General features: G+C 62.9%; 24 protein-coding genes and 1 tRNA gene. 19 read left to right on the forward strand and 6 right to left on the reverse strand.

Features of this window, described 5'->3' with window-relative positions; genetic code table 11:
- Positions 1-102: 102 nt before the first annotated feature.
- Positions 103-1,524 carry an FAD-binding oxidoreductase gene (locus HOP51_RS02285; protein WP_234272329.1) on the reverse strand — a complete coding sequence of 474 codons (1,422 nt, stop codon included), beginning with the start codon at positions 1,522-1,524 and terminating at the stop codon, positions 103-105.
- 258 nt (positions 1,525-1,782) lie between these two features.
- Here HOP51_RS02285 and HOP51_RS02290 point away from each other — a divergent pair, with 258 nt between their 5' ends.
- From HOP51_RS02290 to nanR, 6 genes are all read left to right on the forward strand, one after another.
- Entirely contained in the window at positions 1,783-2,547 is a 765-nt protein-coding gene (locus HOP51_RS02290; RefSeq protein WP_234272330.1) for an SDR family NAD(P)-dependent oxidoreductase, read from the forward strand.
- A 361-nt stretch (positions 2,548-2,908) separates the two neighbouring features.
- Entirely contained in the window at positions 2,909-3,904 is a 996-nt protein-coding gene (locus HOP51_RS02295) for a sialic acid TRAP transporter substrate-binding protein SiaP (protein WP_234272331.1), read from the forward strand.
- 75 nt (positions 3,905-3,979) lie between these two features.
- Positions 3,980-4,561: a TRAP transporter small permease gene (locus HOP51_RS02300; protein ID WP_234272332.1), complete on the forward strand. Its 582-nt coding sequence runs from the start codon at positions 3,980-3,982 to the stop codon at positions 4,559-4,561.
- A 35-nt stretch (positions 4,562-4,596) separates the two neighbouring features.
- Positions 4,597-5,976, forward strand: coding sequence for a TRAP transporter large permease (locus HOP51_RS02305; RefSeq protein ID WP_234272333.1), 1,380 nt, complete (start codon positions 4,597-4,599; stop codon positions 5,974-5,976).
- Between the two features lie 27 nt (positions 5,977-6,003).
- Positions 6,004-7,095, forward strand: coding sequence for an Ldh family oxidoreductase (locus HOP51_RS02310; RefSeq protein ID WP_267957579.1), 1,092 nt, complete (start codon positions 6,004-6,006; stop codon positions 7,093-7,095).
- A 50-nt stretch (positions 7,096-7,145) separates the two neighbouring features.
- On the forward strand, positions 7,146-7,862 hold the full coding sequence (nanR, locus tag HOP51_RS02315; RefSeq protein WP_234272335.1) for a transcriptional regulator NanR: 717 nt from the start codon (positions 7,146-7,148) through the stop codon (positions 7,860-7,862).
- A 294-nt stretch (positions 7,863-8,156) separates the two neighbouring features.
- Here nanR and HOP51_RS02320 read toward each other — a convergent pair whose 3' ends face one another.
- From HOP51_RS02320 to HOP51_RS02330, 3 genes are read right to left on the reverse strand one after another with little or no spacing between them, the layout of a single operon-like run.
- Positions 8,157-9,797, reverse strand: coding sequence for a UxaA family hydrolase (locus HOP51_RS02320; RefSeq protein WP_234272336.1), 1,641 nt, complete (start codon positions 9,795-9,797; stop codon positions 8,157-8,159).
- A 24-nt stretch (positions 9,798-9,821) separates the two neighbouring features.
- Positions 9,822-10,679, reverse strand: a complete 858-nt coding sequence (locus tag HOP51_RS02325; protein ID WP_234272337.1) for a fumarylacetoacetate hydrolase family protein — start codon at positions 10,677-10,679, stop codon at positions 9,822-9,824.
- Between the two features lie 38 nt (positions 10,680-10,717).
- Positions 10,718-11,467, reverse strand: coding sequence for an SDR family oxidoreductase (locus HOP51_RS02330; RefSeq protein ID WP_234272338.1), 750 nt, complete (start codon positions 11,465-11,467; stop codon positions 10,718-10,720).
- A gap of 495 nt (positions 11,468-11,962) precedes the next feature.
- Here HOP51_RS02330 and HOP51_RS02335 point away from each other — a divergent pair.
- A tRNA-Pro gene (locus HOP51_RS02335) sits at positions 11,963-12,039 on the forward strand.
- A 131-nt stretch (positions 12,040-12,170) separates the two neighbouring features.
- On the opposite strand, the gene HOP51_RS02340 is transcribed toward HOP51_RS02335, so the two are convergent.
- Entirely contained in the window at positions 12,171-12,530 is a 360-nt protein-coding gene (locus HOP51_RS02340; protein ID WP_234272339.1) for a hypothetical protein, read from the reverse strand.
- Positions 12,531-12,727: 197 nt separating this feature from the next.
- Between HOP51_RS02340 and HOP51_RS02345 the strand changes: the two genes are divergently transcribed.
- The 5 genes from HOP51_RS02345 (at position 12,728) to HOP51_RS02365 (ending at position 17,422) form a co-directional block, all read left to right on the forward strand.
- Complete coding sequence (locus HOP51_RS02345) at positions 12,728-12,901, forward strand: DUF2970 domain-containing protein (RefSeq protein ID WP_234272340.1); 174 nt, start codon at positions 12,728-12,730, stop codon at positions 12,899-12,901.
- 198 nt (positions 12,902-13,099) lie between these two features.
- On the forward strand, positions 13,100-14,218 hold the full coding sequence (coxB, locus tag HOP51_RS02350) for a cytochrome c oxidase subunit II (protein WP_234272341.1): 1,119 nt from the start codon (positions 13,100-13,102) through the stop codon (positions 14,216-14,218).
- An 81-nt stretch (positions 14,219-14,299) separates the two neighbouring features.
- Positions 14,300-15,943, forward strand: a complete 1,644-nt coding sequence (gene ctaD, locus HOP51_RS02355; RefSeq protein ID WP_234272342.1) for a cytochrome c oxidase subunit I — start codon at positions 14,300-14,302, stop codon at positions 15,941-15,943.
- Positions 15,944-15,968: 25 nt separating this feature from the next.
- Positions 15,969-16,565, forward strand: coding sequence for a cytochrome c oxidase assembly protein (locus HOP51_RS02360; RefSeq protein ID WP_234272343.1), 597 nt, complete (start codon positions 15,969-15,971; stop codon positions 16,563-16,565).
- A complete protein-coding gene (locus HOP51_RS02365) occupies positions 16,562-17,422 on the forward strand; it encodes a cytochrome c oxidase subunit 3 (protein WP_234272344.1) in 861 nt (286 codons plus the stop codon). Before HOP51_RS02360 ends, HOP51_RS02365 begins: the two co-directional genes overlap by 4 nt.
- A 40-nt stretch (positions 17,423-17,462) precedes the next feature.
- Here the strand turns inward: HOP51_RS02365 and HOP51_RS02370 are convergent, their stop codons facing one another.
- The gene (locus tag HOP51_RS02370; protein ID WP_234272345.1) at positions 17,463-17,660 is read right to left on the reverse strand and encodes a DUF2909 family protein; all 198 of its coding nucleotides are present in this window, start codon (positions 17,658-17,660) and stop codon (positions 17,463-17,465) included.
- Between HOP51_RS02370 and HOP51_RS02375 the strand changes: the two genes are divergently transcribed.
- From HOP51_RS02375 to thrS, 7 genes are all read left to right on the forward strand, one after another.
- Positions 17,659-18,411, forward strand: a complete 753-nt coding sequence (locus HOP51_RS02375; RefSeq protein ID WP_234272346.1) for an SURF1 family protein — start codon at positions 17,659-17,661, stop codon at positions 18,409-18,411. The two genes, HOP51_RS02370 and HOP51_RS02375, sit on opposite strands and share 2 nt — an antisense overlap.
- The gene (locus HOP51_RS02380; protein ID WP_234272347.1) at positions 18,408-18,944 is read left to right on the forward strand and encodes a hypothetical protein; all 537 of its coding nucleotides are present in this window, start codon (positions 18,408-18,410) and stop codon (positions 18,942-18,944) included. The genes HOP51_RS02375 and HOP51_RS02380 overlap by 4 nt, the downstream gene beginning before the upstream one ends.
- A gap of 72 nt (positions 18,945-19,016) precedes the next feature.
- Positions 19,017-20,078: a COX15/CtaA family protein gene (locus HOP51_RS02385; RefSeq protein WP_234272348.1), complete on the forward strand. Its 1,062-nt coding sequence runs from the start codon at positions 19,017-19,019 to the stop codon at positions 20,076-20,078.
- On the forward strand, positions 20,071-21,009 hold the full coding sequence (gene cyoE / locus HOP51_RS02390; RefSeq protein WP_234272349.1) for a heme o synthase: 939 nt from the start codon (positions 20,071-20,073) through the stop codon (positions 21,007-21,009). Before HOP51_RS02385 ends, cyoE begins: the two co-directional genes overlap by 8 nt.
- A 96-nt stretch (positions 21,010-21,105) precedes the next feature.
- Complete coding sequence (locus HOP51_RS02395) at positions 21,106-21,573, forward strand: DUF2489 domain-containing protein (protein WP_234272350.1); 468 nt, start codon at positions 21,106-21,108, stop codon at positions 21,571-21,573.
- 247 nt (positions 21,574-21,820) lie between these two features.
- Positions 21,821-22,516, forward strand: a complete 696-nt coding sequence (locus HOP51_RS02400; protein WP_234272351.1) for an OmpA family protein — start codon at positions 21,821-21,823, stop codon at positions 22,514-22,516.
- A 313-nt stretch (positions 22,517-22,829) separates the two neighbouring features.
- Positions 22,830-24,728 carry a threonine--tRNA ligase gene (thrS, locus tag HOP51_RS02405; RefSeq protein ID WP_234272352.1) on the forward strand — a complete coding sequence of 633 codons (1,899 nt, stop codon included), beginning with the start codon at positions 22,830-22,832 and terminating at the stop codon, positions 24,726-24,728.
- Positions 24,729-24,748: the final 20 nt, after the last annotated feature.

The following is a 24,748-nucleotide window of genomic DNA, read 5'->3' on the forward strand; positions in this document are numbered from 1 at the left end:
CAAGCCCAGGCTCAACTGGCGGCTCGCGACGCCATCGCTGCCTACATTGGCTGATACAGCACGCGCTACCAAGACCTTCTTATCTCTTTGTCTCTGACTCCTTCAATGCCGAAGCGGCAGGATTCGCCCCGGGTTCATTAATCCATCCGGATCGAACAACGCCTTGATGCCTTCGGCCAGCTCACGCTCCACTGGCGAGAGGCGGGCCAGGTAGGCGGGCTGCTTGACGCGGCCGATGCCATGCTCGGCGCTGATGCTGCCGTTGAAATCGTCGAGTACGTCGAACAGGCGGGCTTCCAGAGCGTGGAGATGCTGGCGCTTGTCCGCCTCGGGCATGGTCGTTGGCGGCAGGATGTTGAAGTGCAGGTTGCCGTCGCCAATATGTCCGTAGGCGATGATCTCGCAATCGGGCGAGGCTTCCATCACGCTGCGGTTTGCCGCGTCGAAGAAGGCGGGGATCGCGGAGATGGGGACCGAAATGTCGGTGCGCAGGTGCTCACCACGGCGGCGCTGGCCTTCCAGCATGCTTTCGCGGAACTGCCACAGTTGACGCGACTGCGCTTCGCTCGCGGCAAGCGCGCCGTCGAGCACCAGCTCGCGGACCATGCCTTGCTCGAGCAGGTGCTCCAGTAGGGCAGTGAGGTCGAGTGGGCCGCTGGCGCTGATCTCCATTAGCACGTACCAGGGGTAGGGCTGGTCCAGCGGGTCGCTCAGCGATGGCGTGGCCTCCAAGGCGAGTTCGATGCAGCGGCGTGGAATCAGCTCGAAGGCGCTGAGCAGGTCGCTGCAGTCGCGCCGGGCGAGTCCGTATAGGGCGATGACCGCCTCCAGCGAGGGAACGCCAAGCAATGCCGTGCGGGCCTGGTTGGCACGCGGCGAGAGCTTGAGTACGGCGCCGGTGACGATGCCTAGGGTGCCTTCGCTGCCAAGAAAGAGCTGATGCAGGGCATAGCCGCGATTGTCCTTGTGTAGGGCGTTGAGGCCGTTCCACAGGCGGCCGTCTGGCAACACCACTTCGAGCCCCAGCACCAGTTGGCGCATCATGCCGTAGCGCAGCACGTTGAGCCCGCCGGCGTTGGTGGCGATGTTGCCACCGATCTGACAGCTGCCTTGGGCGCCGAGGGCGAGCGGAAACTCGCACTCGTGCTCGGCGGCGGATTGCTTGACACTCTCGAGGATGCAGCCGGCCTCGACCGTCATGGTGAAATTGATCGGGTCGATGGCGCGTATCCGGTTCATGCGCTCCAGGCTGACGATCAGTTCGTTGCCCTCGGCGGCGGGTAGCGCACCGCCGACCAGCCCGCTGTGCCCGCCCTGGGGCACCATGGCCACACCGTGCTCGCGGCATAGCCGTACTGTTTCGACGACCTCCTCAGTGGAAGCGGGACGGGCAACCGCCCGCGGCATGCCTAGCCTGTCGCCGGCCCAGTCGGCCACGTAGCGGGCCATCTCGTCTGCTGCGCGCAGCAGTCCGCGTTCACCCAGGCGCTCGGCGAGCGCATCGAGAAAGTCGTTGCGTTCCATTCAGTTCTCCTTCTGCCACGCTTCTTGCCAGACGGCGCCGCCCGGGAAGCGGTGGCGGGCCAGCGGCTTGGGGTGCATGGTATTTGCAAGGCGCCTGGTGCCTGGCCAGGACTCGCCTATCATGCTAATGATACTGTGTTGTATGACAGGTATGCCAAATAGGGTCGCTCTAGCTCAAGCATCCGGGCCTGGTTGATGGTTTCCGGTCTCGCGATGGGGGTGGCTCATGTTCCATTTCGCCAGGGGGAGAGTGCAGCAATGCTCGATGAATGGAAAGGCAAGCGCGTGTTGATTACCGGGGCCAGCCGGGGCATCGGCGCCGCCGTGGCGCGGCAGTTGGGTGTGCTGGGAGCGCGGGTCGCGGTGCATTACCACGCCAGTGCCGATGCGGCCGAGGCAGTGGCTCAGGATATACGGCAAGCGGGTGGTGAAGCCGTGGTCGTGAAGGGCGACGTGGGCCGTTCCGCCGAGGCCCGGCGCATCGTTGACGAGGCCGCTGAGCGGCTGGGCGGGCTGGATCTGCTGATCAACAATGCCGGCGACATGCTCGGTCGCGTCACGCTGGCGGAGATCGACGACGCCCACTACGACCGCGTGATGGATCTCAACGCTCGCTCGGTGGTGATGGTCTCGCAGGCGGCGCTACCTCACTTCAAGCGTGCCGGTGGCGGCAGCATCATACATACCACCTCGATTGCGGCGCGCAACGGCGGCGGGCCGGGCGCGGGGCTGTACGCCTCGGCGAAGGGCTTCGTCAGTACGCTGACGCGTAACATGGCCAAGGAGTTGATGGACGACAAGATCCGCGTCAATGCCGTGGCGCCGGGCGTCATTGCCACCGATTTCCACGTGCGCCACTCCACCGAGGAGCAGTTGGCCGCGGTTTCCGCCTCCATCCCCATGGGGCGTACGGGGGTCGCCGAAGAGTGTGTGGGCGCCTATGTGTTCCTGGGCACCGACAGCATGAGCGGTTACGTGACCGGGCAGATCATCGAGGTCAATGGGGGCCAGTTGATGCCATGAGCGAAATATCACCAGCGGCCGGTGATCGGGGCGGAGACGCGGCGGGCGATCTGGTCTTTCGCTGTGTCAAGCGCAGGCAGTTTTCAGACAGTGCCTAAACAAGGCGGCACTATACGAGACGGGTTAGGAAACGATTGCGGTTGCGCGGCAGTAGGCGACCGTCTAAGTTTGGATAGGGTGGTATGATACGTATACAGCAAGACAGCATCCCCATCAGGCCGGTTCACCCGGTTCACCCGGTTCACCCGCAACACCGAAGCCAACGAGCCGAGTCGAGGAGCTGAGCTCACGGACGCCACTACCCAACGCCTGCACCTAAGTTGACAAGCAGAATAAACCGACAGGTTGTAAGGAGAACAAGATGAGCCACAAGCGCCAATGCCAGCCCAAGCTCCTGCACATGACGGCCGTTGCCCTCGCGGCGGCGAGTATCAGCATGGCGGCATCTGCCCAGCAGAGCCTGCGTTTCGCCCACGTCTACGAAACCTCCGAGCCCTTCCACAAGTGGGCGCTATGGGCAGCCGACGAGATCGAACAACGCACCGAGGGACGCTACACCATGCAGGTGCACCCGGCTTCCTCGCTGGGCAAGGAGGAGGACATCAACGAGGGACTCGAGCTTGGCACCATCGACGTCATCTATACCGGTACGCAGTTTGCCGGCCGCTCCTACGGCCCCATCGGCATTGCCGGCGCTGCCTACATGTTCCGTGACTTCGATCACTGGCAGGCCTATGCGGACAGCGATCTGTTCCAGGAGATCGCCGAGGGCTACCAGAATGCCACCGGCAACGTACCTGTCGCGCTCAACTACTACGGCGAGCGCCACGTGACCTCCAACGAGGAGATCAGCGTGCCCGAGGACATGCGCAACCTGCGCATTCGCGTGCCCAACGCGCCGCTCTACATGATGTTCCCCCGTGCCGTGGGTGCCAACCCGACGCCCATTGCCTTCGATGAGGTCTACCTGGCCCTGCAGCAGGGCGTAGTGGATGCCCAGGAGAACCCGCTGCCCACCATCCGCGCCAAGGCGTTCCATGAGGTACAGGACTACATCCACCTGACCGGACACATCACCGATTCGCTGATCACCATCGTGGGTGGGCCGCGCTGGAGCCAGCTCTCCGAAGAGGACCGCGAGATCTTCCGCGAGGTGTTCGAGGAGGCGGCACGCAACAACACCGAGGAGATCGTCCAGGCTGAGCAGGACCTGGTGGCCTGGTTCGAGGAGCAGGGCACCACGGTCAATGAGGTCGACCGCACGCCTTTCCGCGAGGCGGTGATGCCGGAGCACCTGGGCGATGCCGCCACCTGGGATGAGGAAACCTACGAGCGGTTGCAGGCCATCGGCCAGTGACGGCAGCGTTTCCTGCGTACTCATCTCGCAGCCGGCTCCACGCTCCAGCGTAGGGCCGGCCAGGAGGCATGCTTCATGTCCCGCACACCGTCTTCCAAGATGCCGTCGTCGTCATCCACCGAGCCTGAAATCGACTTCAACATGGCGTTCGATGACGACGACTTCCGGTTTCGCGACTATGCCGTCGAGGATTACGTCACCCTGGTGGTGTTCTGGTCGCTGATCTTCGTCGTGTTCCTGCAGTTCTTCACCCGCTACGTGCTGGGCGATTCGACGACCTGGACGGAGGAAATCGCTCGCTACCTGCTGATCCTGGTGGGCTTCATCGGTAGCGCCATGGCGGTTCGCCGTGGCACGCACATCATGGTGGAGTTCTTCTACCACTACATGCCCGCCTGGTTGGCGCGGCTGCTCAACGACTGCGTCGAGGTGGTCAGCATCGCCTTTTACGCCATGCTGGCCTGGGTCACGTTCAACCTCGCAGGGCGCACGGGCGGCATGATGATCTCCGTGGACGTGCCCAAGAGCGTGCTCTATTACGCTGTCTGCGCGGCCTTCGTGCTGATGGCGGTGCGCGGAGTGCAGCGCCTGGTGAGCCGCCGCCTGGCGGAGCGTCGCCAGGTCCAGCGTCGACCCGTATCATCCGATTCCCGCTGACGACAACGACAAGATTCTTTTTCGCGAGGCTACGCATGGCTCGACTCTCCGTGATGCGCTGGCACAAGCCCATCGTCACGCCCACGCTCTCGGCACTGGCCGTGCTGGGGTGCGTGATCCTGGCCGTGATGGGCCATTACCTCTCCTTCCTGTTCTTCTCTCTGTTCACCATGCTGGTACTGGGCGTGCCGATCGCCATCAGCCTGGCGGGCTCCTGCCTTATATTCGTGCTGATCAGCGGCCAGGTGCCCAACATCGTCGTGGCGCACCGCATGATCAACGGCATTGATAGCTTTCCGCTGCTGGCCATTCCGTTCTTCATCTTTGCCGGCGGCCTGATGAACAATGCCGGTATCACCGAACGCATCTTCAATTTCGCCAAAGCCCTGATGGGCTGGATGCGCGGTGGGCTGGGGCACGTCAACGTGGGGGCGAGTATCGTCTTCTCGGGGATGTCGGGTGCGGCGGTGGCGGATGCCGGCGGCCTCGGCATGATCGAGGTGAAGGCCATGAAGGACGCCGGCTACGACGAGGAGTTCGCCGTCGGTATTACCGCGGCCTCGTCCACCATCGGTCCGATCATCCCGCCCAGCCTGCCGATGGTCATCTACGGTGTGATGGCGTCGGCTTCGGTGGGCCAGCTGTTCGCCGCCGGCCTGCTGCCGGGCCTGCTCATGGGCATCATGTTGATGCTGATGATCTTCCTGATCGCCCGCCGCCGCGGCTACCAGCGCGACACCACCTTCTCCGTGCGCGTGCTGGGCCATACCTTCGGCCGGGCGCTGCTCTCGCTGATGACGCCAGTGATCATCGTGGGTGGGATCATTACTGGCGCTTTCACTCCCACCGAAGCCGCCGTGGCCGCCGTGTTCTATGCGCTGTTCCTCGGCGTGGTGGTCTATCGCACCCTGAGCTGGCGCAAGCTGCTCAAGGTGAGCATGGAAACCATCGAGACCACGGCAGTGATCCTGTTCATCGTGGCAGCCGCCTCGATCTTCGCCTGGATTCTCACCAGCAATCAGGTGACCCAGCACGTCATCGCACTGATGGGGCCGTTCTCCGACAGCAAGGTCGTGGTGCTGATGATGGCCAATCTGGTGCTGATCATCGTCGGCTGCTTCATGGAAACCATTGCCGCCATCACCATCCTGGTGCCGGTATTGCTGCCGCTGGTGATGGCGGTGGGCGTCGACCCGGTGCACTTCGGCGTGATCATGGTGCTCAACCTGATGATCGGTCTGCTGACGCCGCCGGTAGGCATGGTGCTCTACGTGCTGTCGCGGGTTTCCAACGTCAGCTTCGAGCGCTGCATGCGCGGCACGATACCGTTCCTGATTCCGCTGGTGATCTGCCTGCTACTGGTGACCTTCGTGCCAGCCATCTCCATGTGGCTGCCTACCTTGGTGTATCGCTGATACAACGAACCACAAGGGACGTGAATGATGAGTGAGTGCTTAACTGGTTTCAGAGTGGCACGGAATGAGCTGGAACGTTTCATGCTGGCGGTGCTGGCGCGTGCCGGCGCCGATGAGGCCTCGGCCAGTGCCGTGACACATGCCCTGGTGACGGCCTCGCGCATGGGGACCGACAGTCATGGCCTACGCCTGCTGCCGCACTACGTGCAGGCGCTGCAGGGTGGACGTATCTCTGGCTCCCCCTCGATGCGCTTCGAGCGCCGCCTGCCGGCCACCGGTTACCTGGACGCCGGAAATGGCTTTGGCCATCTGGCGGGTTATACCGCCATGCGACATGCTGCCGACATGGCCGAGGAGGTCGGCATGGGGGCGGTGGCCGTGGGGCACTCTTCCCACTTCGGTGCGGCAGGCTGCTACGCCCTGGCAGCTGCCGAACGCGGCTTGATCGGGCTGGCGCTGTGCAACTCCGATCCCTTCGTGCTGTTGCACGGTGGTATGCATCCGTTCCATGGCACCAATCCCATCGCCTTTGCCGCGCCGGTTGCCGATTCTCCTCCCTACCTGCTGGACATGGCGACCAGTTCGATTCCCTGGAACCGTGTGCAGCAATATGGCGCCATCGGCCGCGAGCTGCCCGATCAGGTGGCGGCGGATGACGAGGGCAGGGTGACGCGCACTCCCGCCGAGGTGGCGGCACTGCTGCCGCTGGGCGGCGCGGACTTCGGTTTCAAGGGCGCCGGCCTGGGCGGCATGGTCGAGGTGCTCAGTTCCACCTTGGCTGGTATGGCGAATGGCTTCCGGCTGCTGCCCATGGGCGGGCCGGACATGTCCACGCCGCGGGGCGTCGGGCATTTCTTTCTGGCGCTGAAGCCGGATGCCTTCGCGCTGGGCGATGTTTATCCGGCCAGGATGCACGACTACCTCGACGACCTGCGCGCCCAGCCGGGAAGGGGCGGGGCTCGAGTTCTGGCGCCGGGCGACCGCGAGTGGGCCTGCCAGGCGCACCGCGATGCCGAAGGCATTCCCCTGGATAGCGCCAACCAGGCCGCCTATGGCGAGCTTGCCGAGCGGCTCGATGTCGCTCCGCTGCGGCGCCTGCGTAGCGCCGGTCAGTGCTGAAAATGCGGTAAACTGGCGGCAATTGGCGCATTTATCAGGAGACATCGCCTATGAGCAGATATCGGGTCGAGCGCAAGACGCTTTCGGAACAGGTGGCGGAGCAGCTCGAGGCGGAAATCCTCGAGGGGCGGCTCAGTGAGAACGATCAACTGCCCTCGGAGCGCGAGTTGATGGAGCAGTTCGGCGTGGGCCGTCCGGCGGTTCGCGAGGCACTGTTCTATCTGCAGCAGCTTGGCCTGATTGCCATTAACAGCGGTACCCGAGCCCGGGTGATTCGCCCCACAGCCGAATCGGTCATGGCACGGCTGTCCGGCGTTACCCGCCAACTGCTCTCCAAGCCCGATGGTCAGCAGTACTTCCAGGAAGCTCGGGCAATGTTCGAGATCTCGCTGGCCCGCCATGCGGCACGTCACGCCAGCGACGAGGACATCTCCCGGTTGCGCGATGCGTTGCAGGACAACCGCGACGCGCTGGGCGACGAGGCGCGCTTCAAGCGCTCCGACAACGATTTTCATGGCGTGCTGGCGAGCATTGGCCGCAACCCCATCTTCGACGCCATCCACGTGGCGCTCTCCGAGTGGCTCGACGACCGCCGCGCCCAGGTCCTTCAGCAGAAGGACGAGGACAAGGCGGCGCTGGTGGCGCATAGGGAGATCGTCGACGCCATCGAGTCCCACGACCCGGACGCCGCCGAGGCAGCCATGCGACGGCACCTCGACCGGCATTATGGGACTTATATGAAGCTCAAGAAGCGCCTTACGGAATAAACAAATGTCTGCGCGAGCGAATCGCTGCGTTGCGCGGTGCTCGGAATCCTCACATATACCCCATATGCTCCGGTTCCTGTGCTCCGTGCGCCTTGCGCTTCATCTCGCTCGCCCATTTGCTCAGCGCTTCCAAACTCCGCTTTCTCGCCCAATTTCGCCTTGTGACCCACACGGATGTGGGAAATGCGTTGGCCCGTAGGGAACGGGCCTAGCCCTGGCTCTAGCTCGCAAGATCGCGATAGCTGGGTATTCTCAGCCATAAGAAGGAAGTTCGAGCGCAGCCACGTTATACCACTATAAAGAAACGCCGCGCTTCCAGGGGATGAAGTCATATTGCGCCAATCTCACCGCATGGGGTTGGTAGCGACCGGAAGCGGTGTCGATGCATAGCGCGAGCAGGCGGTCGGCGAGTTCGTCGATGGTTGCTTCGCCGCGAATGATGGGGCCGGCGTCGAAGTCGATGACGTCGCCCATGCGTGCGGCCAGTTCGCTGTTGCTGGATATCTTCAATACGGGCGTGATGGGGTTGCCGGTAGGCGTGCCGAGTCCGGTGGTGAAGAGGATCAGGTTGGCGCCGGAGCCGGCTAGCGCAGTGGTGGATTCCACGTCGTTGCCCGGCGTGCAGAGCAGGTTCAGCCCGGCCCGTGTATGCGGCTCGGTGTAGTCGAGCACGTCGATCACCGGGCTGTCGCCGCCTTTCTTGGCGGCGCCGGCGGATTTCATGGCATCGGTGATCAGGCCATCGCGAATGTTGCCCGGCGAGGGGTTCATCGAGAAGTCTGCGCCGACTCGGGCAGCATGCTGCTGGTAGGCTTCCATCAGCGTCTTGAAGCGCTCGGCCACGGCATCGTCGCGGCAGCGCGCGATCAGCTCGTGCTCGACACCGCACAGCTCAGGGAATTCGCTGAGGATGCCGCTGCCTCCCAGCGCCACCAGGCGGTCGACCACTGCGCCCACCAGGGGGTTGGCCGAAAGTCCGGAGAAGCCGTCGGAGCCGCCGCACTCCACTCCCAGGGTCAATGCCGAGAGCGGCGCAGGTGAGCGCTCGACGCGATTGGCCTCGGCCAGGCCGTCGAAGATGGTGGTCAGCGCCTCACGGATCAGCGCCTCTTCGCTCGTGCTGGCCTGCTGTTCGAGGTAGTGGACCGGACGCAGCCACTGCGGATCGCGCTTGGCCACGGCGGCTTTCAGCATCTCGATCTGTGCCTTCTGGCAGCCCAGGCTGAGCACCGTGGCGCCCGCCACGTTGGGATGGCAGATGTAGCCGGCCAGCAGTTGGCACAGGGCGCGGGCATCGTCGTCGGTGCCGCCGCAGCCCAGGGTATGGGTGAGGAAGCGAACGCCGTCGACGTTGGGGAACAGCCTCTCGCCGACAGGGGAGGTCTGCTCGGTGTCGCTCTCGCCATGTAGCAGGGCGCGGGCCATGCGCTTGTAGTCGCGGTAGGGGTCTTCACCCAGGGCATCGGCGACGCACTGGCGCAGCACTTCGATATTGCGGTTCTCGCAGAACACCAACGGCACTACCAGCCAGACGTTGGCCGTACCGACCCTGCCGTCGGGGCGGCAATAACCCTCGAAAGTGACATCGGCAAATGACGAGACGTCGGGGACTCGCCATTCGCCGCGTCTGGCCTGGGGCGTGGCGGAAGCGGTGCTGTGCTCGGTGTTGTCGACCGTAATGGCCGTTCCCGCCGGGATGGGGCGCGTGGCGCGGCCCACGGTGACGCCGTACATGACGACGGCATCTCCAGCGGTGATGTCCTCGACACTGAACTTGTGCTTGTGGCGAATCGGCTCCGCCAGTTCCAGGGGGCGCCCGTCGTCGTCGACCCGGGTGCCGGCGGCAAGATCCTTCAGCGCCACGCGCACGTTGTCGGCGGCGTGAACGCGCAGGCTCTGCCGTTGGCTGCCGTCGCTGGCAATGGTCTCTGTCATGGTCTGGGGCTCCGCAGCAGGACGCTAGGTGTCGCTCGAAGGTTCGGCGATCACACGCTGGGTCTGGATGCCGAGGCCTTCGATGCTCAGGCGCATCTGCTGGCCAGGCTGGAGGTAGACCGGTGGCTTCTGGCCCATGCCCACTCCGGGCGGGGTGCCGGTGGAGATGACATCGCCGGGCTGAAGGCTCATGAAGCGGCTCAGGTAGCTGATCAGGAAGGGGATCTGGTAGACCATGGTGCGCGTGTTGCCGTCCTGGTAGCGATGTCCGTCTACTTCCAGCCACAGGTCGAGCTGGTGGGGGTCGGCGATCTCCTCCGGTGTCACCAGCCAGGGGCCCAGCGGGCCGAAGGTGTCGCAGCCCTTGCCCTTGTCCCAGGTGCCGCTGCGCTCGAGCTGGAACTCGCGCTCGGAAACGTCGTTGACCACGCAGTAGCCGGCCACATGGGCCATGGCGCCGGCTTCGGCGACGTAGCGTGCGGTCTTGCCGATCACCACGCCGAGCTCGACTTCCCAATCGGTTTTGCGCGAGTCGCGTGGAATGATCACTTCGTCGTTGGGGCCGCAGATGGCGCTGGTCCACTTGTTGAAGATCACCGGCTCGGGCGGTACCTCGGCGCCGGTTTCCGCGGCGTGATCGGAATAGTTGAGCCCGATGCAGATGAACTTGCCCACGCCACCCACGCAGGGACCGATGCGGGTATCGGGAGAGACCTGGGGCAAGCGGGAGGGATCTAGTCCGGCCAGTTCTGCCAGGGTGTTGCGCCCCAAATGGCGGCCATTGATGTCGGCTACGTGAGCCGAAAGGTCGCGGATCCCGCCGTCGGCGTCGAGCAGGCCGGGTTTCTCACGGCCCTTGGGGCCGAAGCGCAGCAGTTTCATGATGTCTCCTTGCTCATGGTTTGTCCCCGATGGTGTCGTCAGATCAGCCAGCCGCCGTCGATGATGTGGGTGGTGCCGGTGGTGTAAGCGGACTCGTCCGCGGCGAGATAAGTGGCCAAGGCGGCGATTTCCTCCGCCGTGCCCAGTCGCCCGAGCGGCTGACGGTCAAGGAACTCGGCGTGGACCTCGGCATCGGGGCGCGCCTGCCGCTGGGCCTGCTCGCGGATGCGCTGGCGCAGCGAGGGGGAGTCCACGGTGCCTGGGCAGATGGCGTTGCAGCGAATACCCTGGCCGATGAAGTCGGCGGCGATCGATTTGGTCAGGCCGATCACGGCGGCCTTGGTGGTGCCGTAGGCGCAGCGGTTGGGCACGCCCTTGAGGCTGGAGGCCACTGAGGCCATGTTGATGATGCTGCCTCCGCCGTGACGGATCATGGCCGGCAGCAGGGCGCGGGTCAGGCGCATCATGGCGGTCACGTTCAGGGACAGCGATAACTCCCAGTCGTCGTCGCTGCCTTCGAGCAGCGAGCCGCTGGCGACGAAACCGGCACAGTTGAACAGGACGTCGAGCGGCGGCAGTTCGGCGGCAAGAGCGTCGATGGCAGCGGCATCTTGCACGTCCAGGCGACAGGTTTCGATGCCAGGCGTGGATGACAGGGTGGCGAGCTTCAGCGCTTCGATGTCGGTGGCAATTACTCGGGCACCCTCGGCGGCGAAGCGTAGGGCAGTGGCACGACCGATCCCTTGTCCCGCTGCCGTGATCAGCGCCGTCTTGTCGCGCAGTCGCATGGCGGTTCCTTGCTGTGGTTATGGAGCGTTGTGGTTATTGGAGCGATGTGGCTGGAACTGGCATGCGTCGGGCTATCCTGGCGAGCCGCACCGAAGCGTGCGCTTTTGGTATGATAGGATACTAGCCTGACGTTTATCCCGATTATGGCCTAGACCGAGGGAAATGCAACTTGCCGCCCCGGTGTGCGGCGTTCCACCAGGTGATGTGCGGCATATTGGCTGAGAAAGAATGCGGCCCTGAGGTTGACGTCGATGACTTCGCCCCAGTCCGCTTCGCTGAACTCCAGCGCGGGAGCGCGACGGATGGTGCCGGCTATATGCCGCGTGCCCTGTAGGGATGGCAACCAACTGAATGGAAAGTACAAAAGAGGCTTTCCATTTTCGTTCGAACGCGATAGTATACGCCTCGTTCTCAGGGGCGCTGGCAACGACCGGTCAACCTGAAGCGTCGAATATCGCTGCGTTTTTGCCGTGACGGAATCGACGCAGAAATGTCGGAGCGTGGCGCAGCTTGGTAGCGCGCTGCAATGGGGTTGCAGAGGTCGCAGGTTCGAATCCTGTCGCTCCGACCATTAGATTTAAGAAAAACCGCCACTTACGGGTAATGCCGGGTGGCGGTTTTTCATTTCAATTCCAAAATTTCTCCTGCCTGGCGGCGCGCTTCGCTTGTTGGGCCGTTGTGTCGCGGTACACTCGGCCGAACTTAGAGTTCTTCCCAGATACGACGCCTGAATTCCTGGGGCAGGCTGGCTACCTGCTTGATGCGCTGCATGTGCTGCTCTGCAATTTCACGGGCGATCTCTTCATAGCACTCCTGAATCTTTTCAGGATCGTGCCCGTGGGTTTCATAGCATTGGCCAAGTTGCTGTCCGGCGGCGGAAAGGGCGGCAATGAAGCGTGCCTCCTGTTGCATCATGTCACTCATGCTCTCCATCCAGGCGAGCTGCAGGCGTGTCATTGGGGTGATGCCTTGAATCCATTGTTGGGACCACCACTCCACGAGTGGCTGTGAGGCAAACGGCGCTGGATTCGTCGGAGGGCTTGTGGTGTTGGTGCTGGGCATGGCGATCTCCTGTGGTATAGATAAGGGCAAGCGTCAGGAGGTATTCCTTTGAGTGTAGCCGTCTGGGGGCAGGGCTCCATGCATTTTTTGGTGCGCTGCGGTATGAATTTTTATGATACCCGGTAGACAACGCTTTACTTGCCCGGTTGGGGATGGGCATGCTTTGTGAATTGGCTGAGCGCACTGGGAGCATAGCGATGTGGGGTGTGATCAAGTCGGTATTGGCGGCTTTCCTTGGGGTGCAGCGGGACCAGCAGCGCCGCGAGGATTTCGAGAGGGGCAGCCCGCTCGCCTTCATCGTGACGGGCATCGTCATGGGAGTGTTGTTAGTGGCAATCATTGCCCTGGTAGCGTTCCTGGCGGCGGGTTGAAATCGCCGAAACGATGAGGTTTGTCGTACAACGTTGACTGCCGCGTTAGCCAGAAGGAGGAGAACGGACCAGTGACTTTCTGATTTTGGCTTCATATACTCGCTCAAGAAGCGGCTAATGTTCTCTGGGATGAGAACCCCGACCCCTGACATACGGGACTGCCGCTATCTAGACAACTACAAACATCGGGAGGCGTCGATGCGCACTCTGCTCGTCTGGTTGGCAGGGGGCTTGGCCCTTGTCGGCTCGAGCCAGGTGGCTCTGGCTAGAGGCTGGAACATGCCTGTCGGGGTCACTGACCTCAGTGGTGAAATTTACAGCCTGCACATGATCATATTCTGGATCTGTGTGGTCATCGGCGTGGTCGTGTTCGGGGTGATGTTCTACTCCCTGTTCCGCTATCGCCATTCCCAGGGCGCCAAGGCAGCCAATTTCCACGAAAACACCACTGTCGAGATCATCTGGACGACGGTACCGCTGCTGATCCTTGTCGGCATGGCGGTGCCCGCTACGGCGACGCTACAGAAGATCTACGATCCTTCCGATGCCGAACTCGACGTCATGATCACCGGACAACAGTGGCGCTGGCGCTACGAATATCTGGGTGAGGACGTGGCCTTCAATTCCAACCTTGCAACCCCCCGGGCACAGATCCGCGGTGAAGAGGAGCGCGGCGAGCATTACCTGCTCGAGGTCGACGAGCCCCTGGTGTTGCCGATCAATCGCAAGGTCCGCTTCCTGTTCACTTCCGACGATGTCCTGCATGCGTGGTGGGTACCCGAATTGGCGGTCAAGCAGGATACCGTGCCGGGCTTCGTCACCGAGAACTGGGTGCAGATCAACGAGCCGGGCATCTACCGCGGCCAGTGCGCCGAGCTGTGTGGTGTCGACCATGGCTTCATGCCGGTGGTAGTGCATGCGGTGGAGGAGGATGAGTTCGATGCCTGGCTGGTGGAGCGCCAGGAGATGGCCGCCGAGGAGGCCATGGGCGTCGACCGCGATTGGGAGATGGACGAGCTGATGGAGCGTGGCGAAGGCGTCTATGGCAGCATCTGCGCTTCCTGCCACCAGCCCGAAGGGCAGGGGGCGCCGCCCGCCTTCCCGGCCCTTGCGGGCAACGAGGAGCTGATCGCCGGTATCGAGTGGCACAAGGATGTCGTGATCAATGGCGTGTCGGGGACCGCCATGCCGGCGTTCCGCACCACCCTGAACCCTGTCGAGCTGGCAGCGGTGATCACCTACACCCGCAACGCCTGGGGCAATGATACCGGCGACGCGGTTCAGCCGGCGGAGATCGCTGAACGGCTGGCGCAATGACGATCGCCGCCGCGGCGCCGAGGCGTCGCGGCCACCCTGACCCGCTGCGGCATAACAAGACGACGACACTGGAGTATTCCGATGGCCCCTAAGGTACCTCCTCAACCGACTCTCGAGCAGAGCACCAGCGCCGTGGATGCCGGGCATGGGCATCACCATGCCCACGAGGCGCCCCCCAAGGGAATCATGCGCTGGTTGCTGACCACCAACCACAAGGAGATCGGGTCGATGTACCTGATCTTCTCGCTGATCATGTTCTTCATCGGCGGCATCTTCGCCCTGGTGGTGCGACTCGAGCTGTTTCAGCCCGGGCTGCAGTTCGTCAACCCGGAGTTCTTCAACCAGATGACCACCATGCATGGCTTGATCATGGTCTTTGCGGCGGTCATGCCGGCCTTCACGGGCTTGGCCAACTGGATGATTCCGCTGCAGATAGGCGCGCCGGACATGGCACTGCCGCGACTCAACAACTTCAGCTTCTGGTTGTTGCCGGTGGCCTTCGGCCTGCTGCTTTCCACCCTGCTCATGCCGGGCGGCGGTCCCAATTTCGGCTGGACCTTCTATGCGCCGCTATCGACCACGTACGCGCCGCCGTCGACGACGTTCTTCATCCTGTCGCTGCACATCGCTGGCATTAGCTCCATCCTCGGGGCGATCAACATCATTGCCACCATTCTCAACATGCGCGCCCCTGGCATGCGCATGATGGACATGCCGCTGTTCGTGTGGACCTGGCTGATCACTTCCTTCCTGCTGATCGCGGTGATGCCGGTGCTGGCCGGGGTGATCACCATGATGCTGATGGACATCAACTTCGGCACCAGTTTCTTCAATGCCGCGGGGGGCGGCGACCCGGTGCTGTTCCAGCACCTGTTCTGGTTCTTCGGCCACCCCGAGGTGTACATCATGATCCTGCCGGCGTTCGGTATCGTCTCGGCGATCATCCCGGCATTCGCTCGCAAGCGCCTGTTTGGCTATGCCTCCATGGTCTATGCCACCGCCGCCATCGCCATCCTGTCCTTCATGGTATGGGGGCACCATATGTTCGTGGTGGGCATGCCGCTGGCGGGGCAGCTGTTCTTCATGTACGCCACCATGCTGATCGCGGTGCCGACGGGAGTGAAGGTGTTCAACTGGGTGGCGACGCTGTTCCGTGGCTCGATCAGTTTCGAGCCGCCGATGCTGTTCGCCCTGGCCTTCGTGGTGCTGTTCACCATTGGTGGTTTCTCCGGGCTGATGCTGGCCATCGCGCCCGCCGACTTCCAATACCATGACACCTACTTCGTGGTGGCTCACTTCCACTACGTGCTGGTACCGGGGGCGGTGTTCGCCATCATGGCCGGGGTCTACTATTGGTTGCCCAAGTGGACCGGCCATTATCCCAACGTGAGGCTGGCGCAGTGGCATTTCTGGCTGTCGGTGATCGGGGTCAATCTGACCTTCTTCCCCATGCACTTCTCGGGGCTGGCCGGCATGCCGCGGCGGATTCCGGACTACGCGCTGCAGTTCGCCGACTTCAACTTCGTGTCGTCTCTCGGTGCCTTCCTGTTCGGCTTTTCCCAGTTGCTGTTCGTCGCCGTGATCATTCTCTGCGTGCGCGGCGGCAAGAAGGCTCCGGCCCAGGCTTGGGGCGAATTCGCCGATGATCTCGAGTGGAGCGTGCCGAGTCCTGCGCCGTTGCACACTTTCGAGACACCGCCGACCTTCCAGCGCCCGGCGCACTGAACTGCGCGGGCAAGGAGGATGACGCATGACCCAGAGCGATCGGGAGATACGGCAGGCGGGGGTACGGCGCACGATCTGGCGTAGCGTGGCGGCGCTGGTCGGCATGTTCGCCTTCGCCTTTGCCCTGGTGCCGCTGTATGACGTCTTCTGCCGCGTAACGGGAATCAACGGTGCGGTGGATACCACCGCCCAATCCATCGTCCACGAGGAGGTGGACGAGTCGCGGATGGTGACGGTGCAGTTCATCACCCGCAACGGTTCCGGCCTGCCGTGGCGCATGGAGGTGGAGACGCGACAGGTGCGCATGCATCCGGGGCAGACCACCGAGGTGCACTTCACCTTCAGCAATCAGAGCGGAGGGGAGAGCTGGGGGCGCGCGGTGCCCGGTGTCTCTCCCGCCACGGCCACGCGCCATGTGCGCAAGGTGAGCTGTTTCTGTTTCGAGGAGCAGAAGTTGCAGGCGGGGGAGCGGCTCGAGTTGCCGCTGGTGTTCCAATTGGCCCGCGACCTGCCTCCCGAGGTCAACACCGTGACGCTGGTCTATACCCTCTACCCCGTCGAAGGCAAGAGCGAGCCGCTCCAGACGGCGGGGGCGCAGAACAAAGAAGGAGAAGAAGCATGAGTGGTGGCAGCTATTACGTTCCCGCGACCAGCAAATGGCCGGTATTGGGCTCCCTTGCGCTTGGGGTGATGATGGTCGGCGCCGGCATGGTGCTGGTGCACGAGCGCGGCTCCTTCCTTCTGCTGCTCGGTGTGGTGGGTGTGCTGGCGGTGATGGCGTTGTGGTTCCGCGACGTGGTGGTGGAGTCCCGCAGTGGCCTCTATGATGCGCAGATGGACCGCTCCTTCCGCTGGGGCATGGGCTGGTTCATCTTCTCGGAAGTGATGTTCTTCGCCGCCTTCTTCGGTGCGCTCTTCTACGTACGTACCTTTGCCATTCCCTGGCTGGGGGGCGAGGGTACCAAGGGCGCCACGGCGCTGCTGTGGCCGGAGTTCACCGCCCACTGGCCACTGCTCAGCCCGCCGGACCCCTCGGTCTCCGGTCCGGGCCAGGTGTTCAGCCCGTGGCATCTACCACTGGTCAATACCCTGATCCTGATCTCCTCCAGCATTACCCTGACCGTAGCGCACGAGGCCCTCAAGGAGGGCAAGCGCCAGGTCTGCCGCAACTGGCTGGCGGGCACCGTGCTGTTGGGTCTGTGCTTCATCGTCATCCAGGGGGTGGAGTACTACGAGGCCTATGCCCACTACGGCATCACGCTGGAGGCGGGCATCTATGGAGCGACCTTCTTCATCCTGACGGGATTCCACGGTGTGCACGTCATCATCGGTACGATCATTCTCATCGCGATGCTGGCGAGGATCATGAAGCGCCACTTCACTCCCGAGGAGCATTTCGGCTTCGAGGCGTCGTGCTGGTACTGGCACTTCGTTGACGTGGTGTGGGTGGGGTTGTTCTTGTTCGTCTACGTCTTCTAGGCGCCGCAGGCACGCCGGCGTTGCGCGCGGCGCCCGGGGGTCACGGGGCGCTCAGGCCGCCGAAATAGAAGCCATAGAACAGCAGGGCCAGTAGCAGCGCCGCGAGGCTGACGCGGATCTTCAGCGACACCAGCAAACGCCTCGAGGCCGAGTCGTCGCGGAGGAGAAAGCCGGCGCCGGCGGCCAGGCTGGTCAGCATGGCCAGGAATACGAGGGCTATCAGGGTCTTGAGAAACATGCATCACTCCATCAGAGGTCAAGGGGCAGGAAGCTGGCGGCTGGCCGCCTGGTTCTTGTTTTGGTCGCTGCTGGTGATATTAGGGGTGTTTCTTGGACTATGGCAGTGGGAGAGGGCCGACGACAAGCGTGACTATCTGGCCCGGCTGGATGCTGCGCCAACGCTCGAGGCGCCGGGAAAGGTCCCGCCCGAAGGCACTCATCTTACCCTGCGTGGCCATTATCTGGCCGAGCGGACCTTGTTTCTCGACAACCGTACCCACCAGGGGCGATTGGGTGTGGCGGTGCTGACCCCTTTGCGCACCGGGGATGGCCGTGTATGGCTGGTGCAAAGAGGTTTCGTGCCGACCGGGCCGAGCCGTGAGTCACCCGAGGTGGATACGCCAACTGGAGAAGTCCTGGTAAAGGGGCGGTGGCAGCAGGCGGGTAAGGGCACGCCGCTGTTTGGTCCCAACCGTGAAGGGGACAGGTTGCAACGAATCGATCTTGCTGCCTGGAAATCTGGTGACTTCGCTCATGAGGGGTGGATGCATCTTGAGCGTGGTGCGGGAATGCTCGAGCCTTGGTGGGAGCCCAGTGTCATGCCGCCCAGTCGCCACGTCGGCTATGCCATGCAGTGGTGGGGCCTGGCGCTGGCCGCTCTGGTGATGATGCTCCTTGGCGGACGCAGGTTGATGAAAGACCGCAGCCTCTACGGAGGTGGCGCCGAAAACGCAACATCCGAGGAGACGGAAGGGTGCAGGAAGCCGTGAATATACGCCATCAGCGCATCAAGCTGCTGGCATTGATTGCCGTGTTCGCCTTGCCGGTACTGACGGCCTGGGTCATGGTGCAGTGGCGCATCGGCATTCCCGAACAGCGAACGGCCCATGGCCAGTTGGCACCCGAGATCCCACGTTTGGCCGAGTGGCCCTTGGCCGAGCCGTTCGATACGGTAGACGGTGGCGACTGGATACTGGCTTTCGATTGCACGAGTGCTTGTGCCCAGGAGGCCGATCGCTGGTGGCGCCTGCATCGTGCGTTGGGCCGCGAAGCGCCACGCGTCACCCGGCTCAGAATCGGCGGCGGGGGCGTCGTGCTGCCTGGCGAGATCGGCAATCATTGGCTGAACGTGCCCGATTGGCAGGGGCCGGGACGGGTCTGGCTGCTTGATCCTCAGGGCAAAGTCGTATTGACCTATGGGCGAGAGGTCGCGGAACGTGACGTAATGGACGATCTCAGTCATCTGTTGCGCATGAATCCTGATCCTCGGGCGGCGCCTGAACTCGATGGCACGCATCGCTGAGGCGATGCGAGGGTGGCAAAGAACGATTCGATACGTGACGAGGTCAAGGAATCCGATATGCAGGGTGCTTCGATGCCGAACTCTCCCGCGCAGGCAAATACGTCGCGGCTACGCTTGTTGCTGACCCTCAGCCTGGTGGGTGTCGTTCTCACCGCGGTGGTGATCCTCATCGGTGTCTGGACTCGTCTGGTAGATGCCGGATTGGGCTGTCCGGACTGGCCGGGATGCTATGGGCGTTTGGTAGTGCCTGATGCTGAGCGCGCCATGGCGCATTCCCCCCATGCGCCGCTGGAGTCGTTCAAGGCTTGGGTCGAGATGATCCATCGTTATGTGGCCTCCGCCCTGGGCCTGCTGGTCATCAGCCTGCTCGTGCTGGGGGCTGGGTTGCGTCGACGCCCCGGCTACCCTTGGGCGGCCAGTGTGGCGCTGCTGGCAGTCATCCTGCTGCAGGGGGCATTCGGTGCGTTCACCGTGACTCTCAAGCTGTGGCCCCAGGTGGTGACGTTGCACCTGCTGGGTGGCCTCACGGTGCTGGTCCTGTTCCTGTGGCTGCATCTGAGCCTGCGTCGCTTTGCCAGGGGAGATGGGCTCGGCGTGCCCAGGCGCCGGCTGACACCGCTGTGGGGGCTGGCCATGCTCCTGCTGGTGCTGCAGTTGGCATTGGGTGGCTGGGTATCCAGCAACTACGCCGGTATTGCCTGCCAGGGGTTTCCCACCTGTAATGGCCAATGGTGGCCGGAAATGGACTGGAGCGAAGGGTTTCACCTGACCCAGACGGTAGGGCCCAATTACCTGCACGGCCAGCTACATGCCGATGCCCGCACGGCTATCCATCAGGGGCATCGCATCGGTGCGCTGCTACTGGGACTGGCGTTGGCGATGCTGGCGGCACGCTACTGGGGAGTGGCGCGCATGCGGCCTTGGCTCGGCGGGCTGGTCGTTGCCTATGGTATTCAATTGGGGTTGGGAATTGCCAACGTCCTGATGTGGTTGCCGTTGTGGCTGGCGTTGCTGCATACGGCCGGCGCCGTGTCGCTGGTCTTGCTGATGGTGTTGGCGACCTGGCACTGGCGGGAAATGGCTGACGAGGCCGTAAGTTCGAAACGACGGGACAAGGAGTGGGTGCATGTCTAACGCGCTGATGAAGCGGGCAGGTGTGAAGCGCGTATTGCTGGCTCAGTTGGCAGCCTCCGATTGGACCTGGCAGGACCTGCTCACGCTATGCAAACCCAGGGTGGTGGTGGTAATGCTGGCCTGCGCTCTGGTGGGAATGGCGCTGGCAACGCCAAGTCTGCCTGCGTTGTCTACGGTGATGTTCGGTCTGGCGGGCATTGGGATGGCCGCCGGCGGTGCGGCAGCCTTCAATCATGTGGTCGACCGTCGGCTCGATGCCATGATGTTGCGTACCTCGCAGCGCCCCCTGGCTGCCCAGCGGATGCCTACTGCGCTGGCGCTGGCCTGGGCTTCGCTATTGTCGATTGCCGGTATTGCCTTGTTGCTGTGGCAGGTCAACGCCCTGACGGCATGGCTGACGCTGGGCTCGTTGATTGGCTATGCGCTGATCTATACGGCTTTTCTCAAGCGTGCCACGCCGCAGAACATCGTGATCGGCGGTGTGGCGGGGGCGGCGCCGCCCATGCTCGGCTGGACGGCAGTCACCGGACAACTGGGGCCGGAGCCGCTGCTGCTGATGCTGATCGTTTTTGCCTGGACGCCGCCGCACTTCTGGGCGCTGGCCATCCACAAGCGCGATGAATATGCCCGTGCGGGCGTGCCGATGCTGCCGGTGACCCATGGCGAGGCGTTCACGCGGCTTCAGGTCTGGCTTTACGGTTGGTTGACCGTGGCGGTGACACTGCTGCCTTTCGTCATCGGCATGAGCGGTGTCGTCTACCTGTGCGGTGTCATGGCGCTCAACCTGCGTTTCATGTACTGGAACTGGAAGGTCTGGCGCGGCCACGACCCCAAGGCGCCGCTGGCGGCCTTCTGGTTCTCGATCCGTTATATTCTCGGGGTGTTTGGCGTATTGTTGCTGGACCACTATGCCGGCTTGTGGGCCATTTAGCCGGTCATGCTGAGAGTCGTTATAGGAGAGTTGTCGTGAGTCGAGGGTTCGGCTTGAGTTACAATCCGGCCCGGAACTCATCAGCCTGGAGATTCGATGACGACGACAACGGCACTGATCCTGCTTGCCACGGGCCTAGCCATCGTGGCTGGCCTGGCGGCCTATGCTTTCACCCTGTGGCAGGAGGTGAAACGTCGGGAAGCCTTTCGCGAGGATGAGTTGCGCCGGGCGCACGAGAATTGCCTGGCCAATCTCGAGATCGTTGCTTCTTCCTTGCTGCAGGAGCAGGTCGACATCACCGAGGGTGCCTGGCGCTGTAAGCTGCTGCTTGATATCCTCGATCCCCATCTGCTCGAAAGGCCCGATTTCCAGGCCTTCGGCGAGGTTTATGCCCGCACCCAGCACCTGCATACCCATTCGGCTCGCAAGCAGCTGGCGCCGCGCGACCGGGTGCAGGAAGACCGTGAGCGGCTCGAGATCGAGGCGGAATGGCGTGGCCCGGTAATGGCGGCAGCGGAGGAAGTGCTCAAGTTTCGCCAGAGCTGGCCAAGTCGCCTCCACTGAAACTATACAACGGCTCTACAGCAAGGTATGTTGGCAGCGCCTTGCGTACTCCGGCAAGCTAATCAATGGCCATTCAGCAGGTTTTTCTGGCAGGAAACGGCACATGGCCAATGAAAGGAGTGCAACGACGCTTTGAGCAAGGCCAATAACGGCCTACACTTAAAGCCGTTGGGTCAATGAATGTCCTGACCGTCGGGGAGTTCGCTTTTGCATAACCCCGAGATGAAAATCAAGAAGGAGTCTTGCAATGAAAAAATCAACGACTGGCTTGCTGCTGGGTTCTGCACTGGTGATCGGCCTTTCTGGCTGCGCCACCGATTTTCAGAGGGGAGGCCAAGCGTCGGGAGGGGCGACAACCGCATCTTCCGGTAACGCCTGGTACCAGCAGCCCGTTGTGTGCGGCATCGCCGGCGGCCTGGTTGGTGGCGGCATCGGCTATGCGACCAGCGGCAGCTCTGACGAGGAGTCCGGTGCTGCGATTGGTGCCGTGGCCGGTTCGGCGATCGGCGCGCTGCTGTGTGCCGACCGCACGCCGCCGCCCGAGCCGGTGGCCGAGCCCGAGCCGATGCCGGAACCCGAGCCGGCTCCGGTCACCGAGTTCGAGCCCGTAACGCTGGATAGCGAAGTCACCTTCGCTTTCGATTCCGACGAGATTCGTCCCGGCGCCCACCAGACTCTGGATCAGGTGGCGACCACCCTGCGGGAGAATCCCAATCTGCGGGTTCGCATCGAAGGTCATACCGACTCCGTCGGTTCCGCGCAGTACAACGAGGGGCTGTCACAGCGTCGCGCCGATTCCGTCCGTGATTTCCTGGCTTCCCGCGGGATCGCCGAGAATCGCATGACGACTCGCGGTTTCGGTGAGGAGCGTCCGATCGCGACCAATGAGACCGATGAGGGTCGGGCTCAGAACCGTCGCGTCGAGATCCTGAACTGGGATTGATCGATGCCTCCGGGCGATACGCCCGGGGAGCGGAATGTCAGGGGCACCTTCGGGTGCCCCTGTTTTTGTGGGCAGCTTTTGTCTCTGGACGGCTTTTTTTCTGTGGCAATGAGTTTCGTGGCGCACGCAGGGTCGATTCTGTTAGTCTTGTCGGCTCCGTGACGTGCGGCGGGGCCGGCTGGCAAGGCACCCGTATCGCCCAGAGTAGTGGGTGGGCCGTACGCTTCCCGGATTGAACTCTGTTTTCGAATTCTGCTATCAACCGCGACACGTGATCCCTGGTATGGATCACCACTGCGCAAAGGACGCTTCGATGCCCATCGTGACCCTGCCGGACGGCAGCCAGAGAACCTTCGACGAACCCATTAGCGTGATGCAGCTCGCCGAGTCCATCGGGCCCGGTCTGGCCAAGGCCTGCGTGGCCGGCAAGGTCGACGGCGAACTGGTGGACGCCGCCGATCTCATCACCCGTGACGCGGAAGTGGCGATCATTACCGCCCGCGATCCCGAAGGGCTCGAGATCATCCGCCATTCTTGTGCGCATCTGATCGGCCACGCCGTCAAGCAGCTCTATCCCGAAGCCAAGATGGCCATTGGGCCGGTGATCGATGATGGTTTCTACTATGATATCGACTTCGGTCGCTCGGTGACGCCGGATGATCTGACGGCCATCGAGGCGCGCATGAAAAAGCTGATCGACGCTGAATACGACGTGGAGCGCGAGTACGTCGATCGCGACAAGGCGATGCTGACTTTCCTCCACCGGGAGGAACCCTACAAGCAGGAGATCGTGCGCGAGATCCCTGAGGGCGAAACGATCCGGCTCTATCACCACCTGGAATATACCGACATGTGCCGGGGACCCCATGTGCCCAACACCCGGCATCTGAAGGCGTTCAAGCTGACCAAGCTGGCGGGCGCCTATTGGCGCGGCGACGCCACCAAGCCGATGCTGACCCGTATCTACGGTACCGCCTGGGGCGACAAGAAGGAGCTCAAGGCCTACCTGCAACGCCTCGAGGAAGCCGAGAAGCGCGATCATCGCAAGCTGGCCAAGCGCATGGACCTCTTCCATCTGCAGGAAGAGGCACCGGGCATGGTGTTCTGGCACCCCAACGGCTGGACCCTGTACCAGGCGCTGGAGCAGTACATGCGCCGGATCCAGATCGAGCATGGCTATCAGGAGATTCGTACGCCGCAGGTCGTCGACCTGTCGCTGTGGAAGAAGTCCGGCCACTGGGGCCACTACAGTGACCTGATGTTCACCACCGAGTCGGAAAAGCGCGAGTACGCGGTCAAGCCGATGAACTGCCCCTGCCATGTGCAGGTGTTCAACCAGGGGCTGAAGAGCTATCGCGACCTGCCGCTGCGCCTGGCCGAGTTCGGCAGCTGTCACCGCAACGAGCCTTCCGGCTCGCTGCACGGCTTGATGCGGGTGCGTGGCTTTACCCAGGACGATGCCCACATCTTCTGTACGGAAAAGCAGATTCAGAGCGAGGCCGAGGCTTTCATCGCGCTGACCCTGAAGGTTTACAAGGAGTTGGGCTTCGAGGACGTCGAGCTCAAGCTCTCGACGCGTCCCGAGGATTTCATGGGCGAGGCGGCACTGTGGGACCGTGCCGAAGCTGGCCTCGAGGCAGCACTGAACGCCACCGGCCTCGACTGGGAGTTGCAGCCGGGCGAGGGGGCCTTCTACGGGCCGAAGATCGAATTCGCACTGCGCGACTGCCTCAACCGTGTGTGGCAGTGCGGAACCCTGCAGCTCGATTTCAACCTGCCGGGCCGCCTGGGCGCCCAGTTCGTCGACGAAGACGGCGAGCGCAAGACGCCTGTCATGCTGCACCGGGCGATCCTGGGATCCTTCGAGCGCTTCATCGGTATCCTGATCGAGCACTATGCAGGTGCGATGCCGCTGTGGTTGGCACCGGAGCAGGCGGTGGTGATGACCATCACCGATGCACAGCGCGATTATGCCCTCGATCTCGAGCGTCGCTTGCAGAAAATTGGCCTTCGCGTCAAGGCGGACTTGAGGAACGAGAAGATCGGCTTTAAAATCCGCGAACATACGTTGCAGAAGGTTCCCTATCTCCTGGTAGTAGGAGATAAGGAAGTCGAAGCCGACTCTGTTGCCGTGCGGACTCGCAGCGGCGAAAATCTGGGCACCATGACTGTCGATGCCTTCATCGAGCGGATCAGGGCTGAAGGCTGGTAACAAGGCTGACAGGCCCCAGG

Origin of the sequence: Billgrantia zhangzhouensis, from assembly GCF_021404465.1 — a bacterium.
Lineage (GTDB): Bacteria > Pseudomonadota > Gammaproteobacteria > Pseudomonadales > Halomonadaceae > Halomonas > Halomonas zhangzhouensis.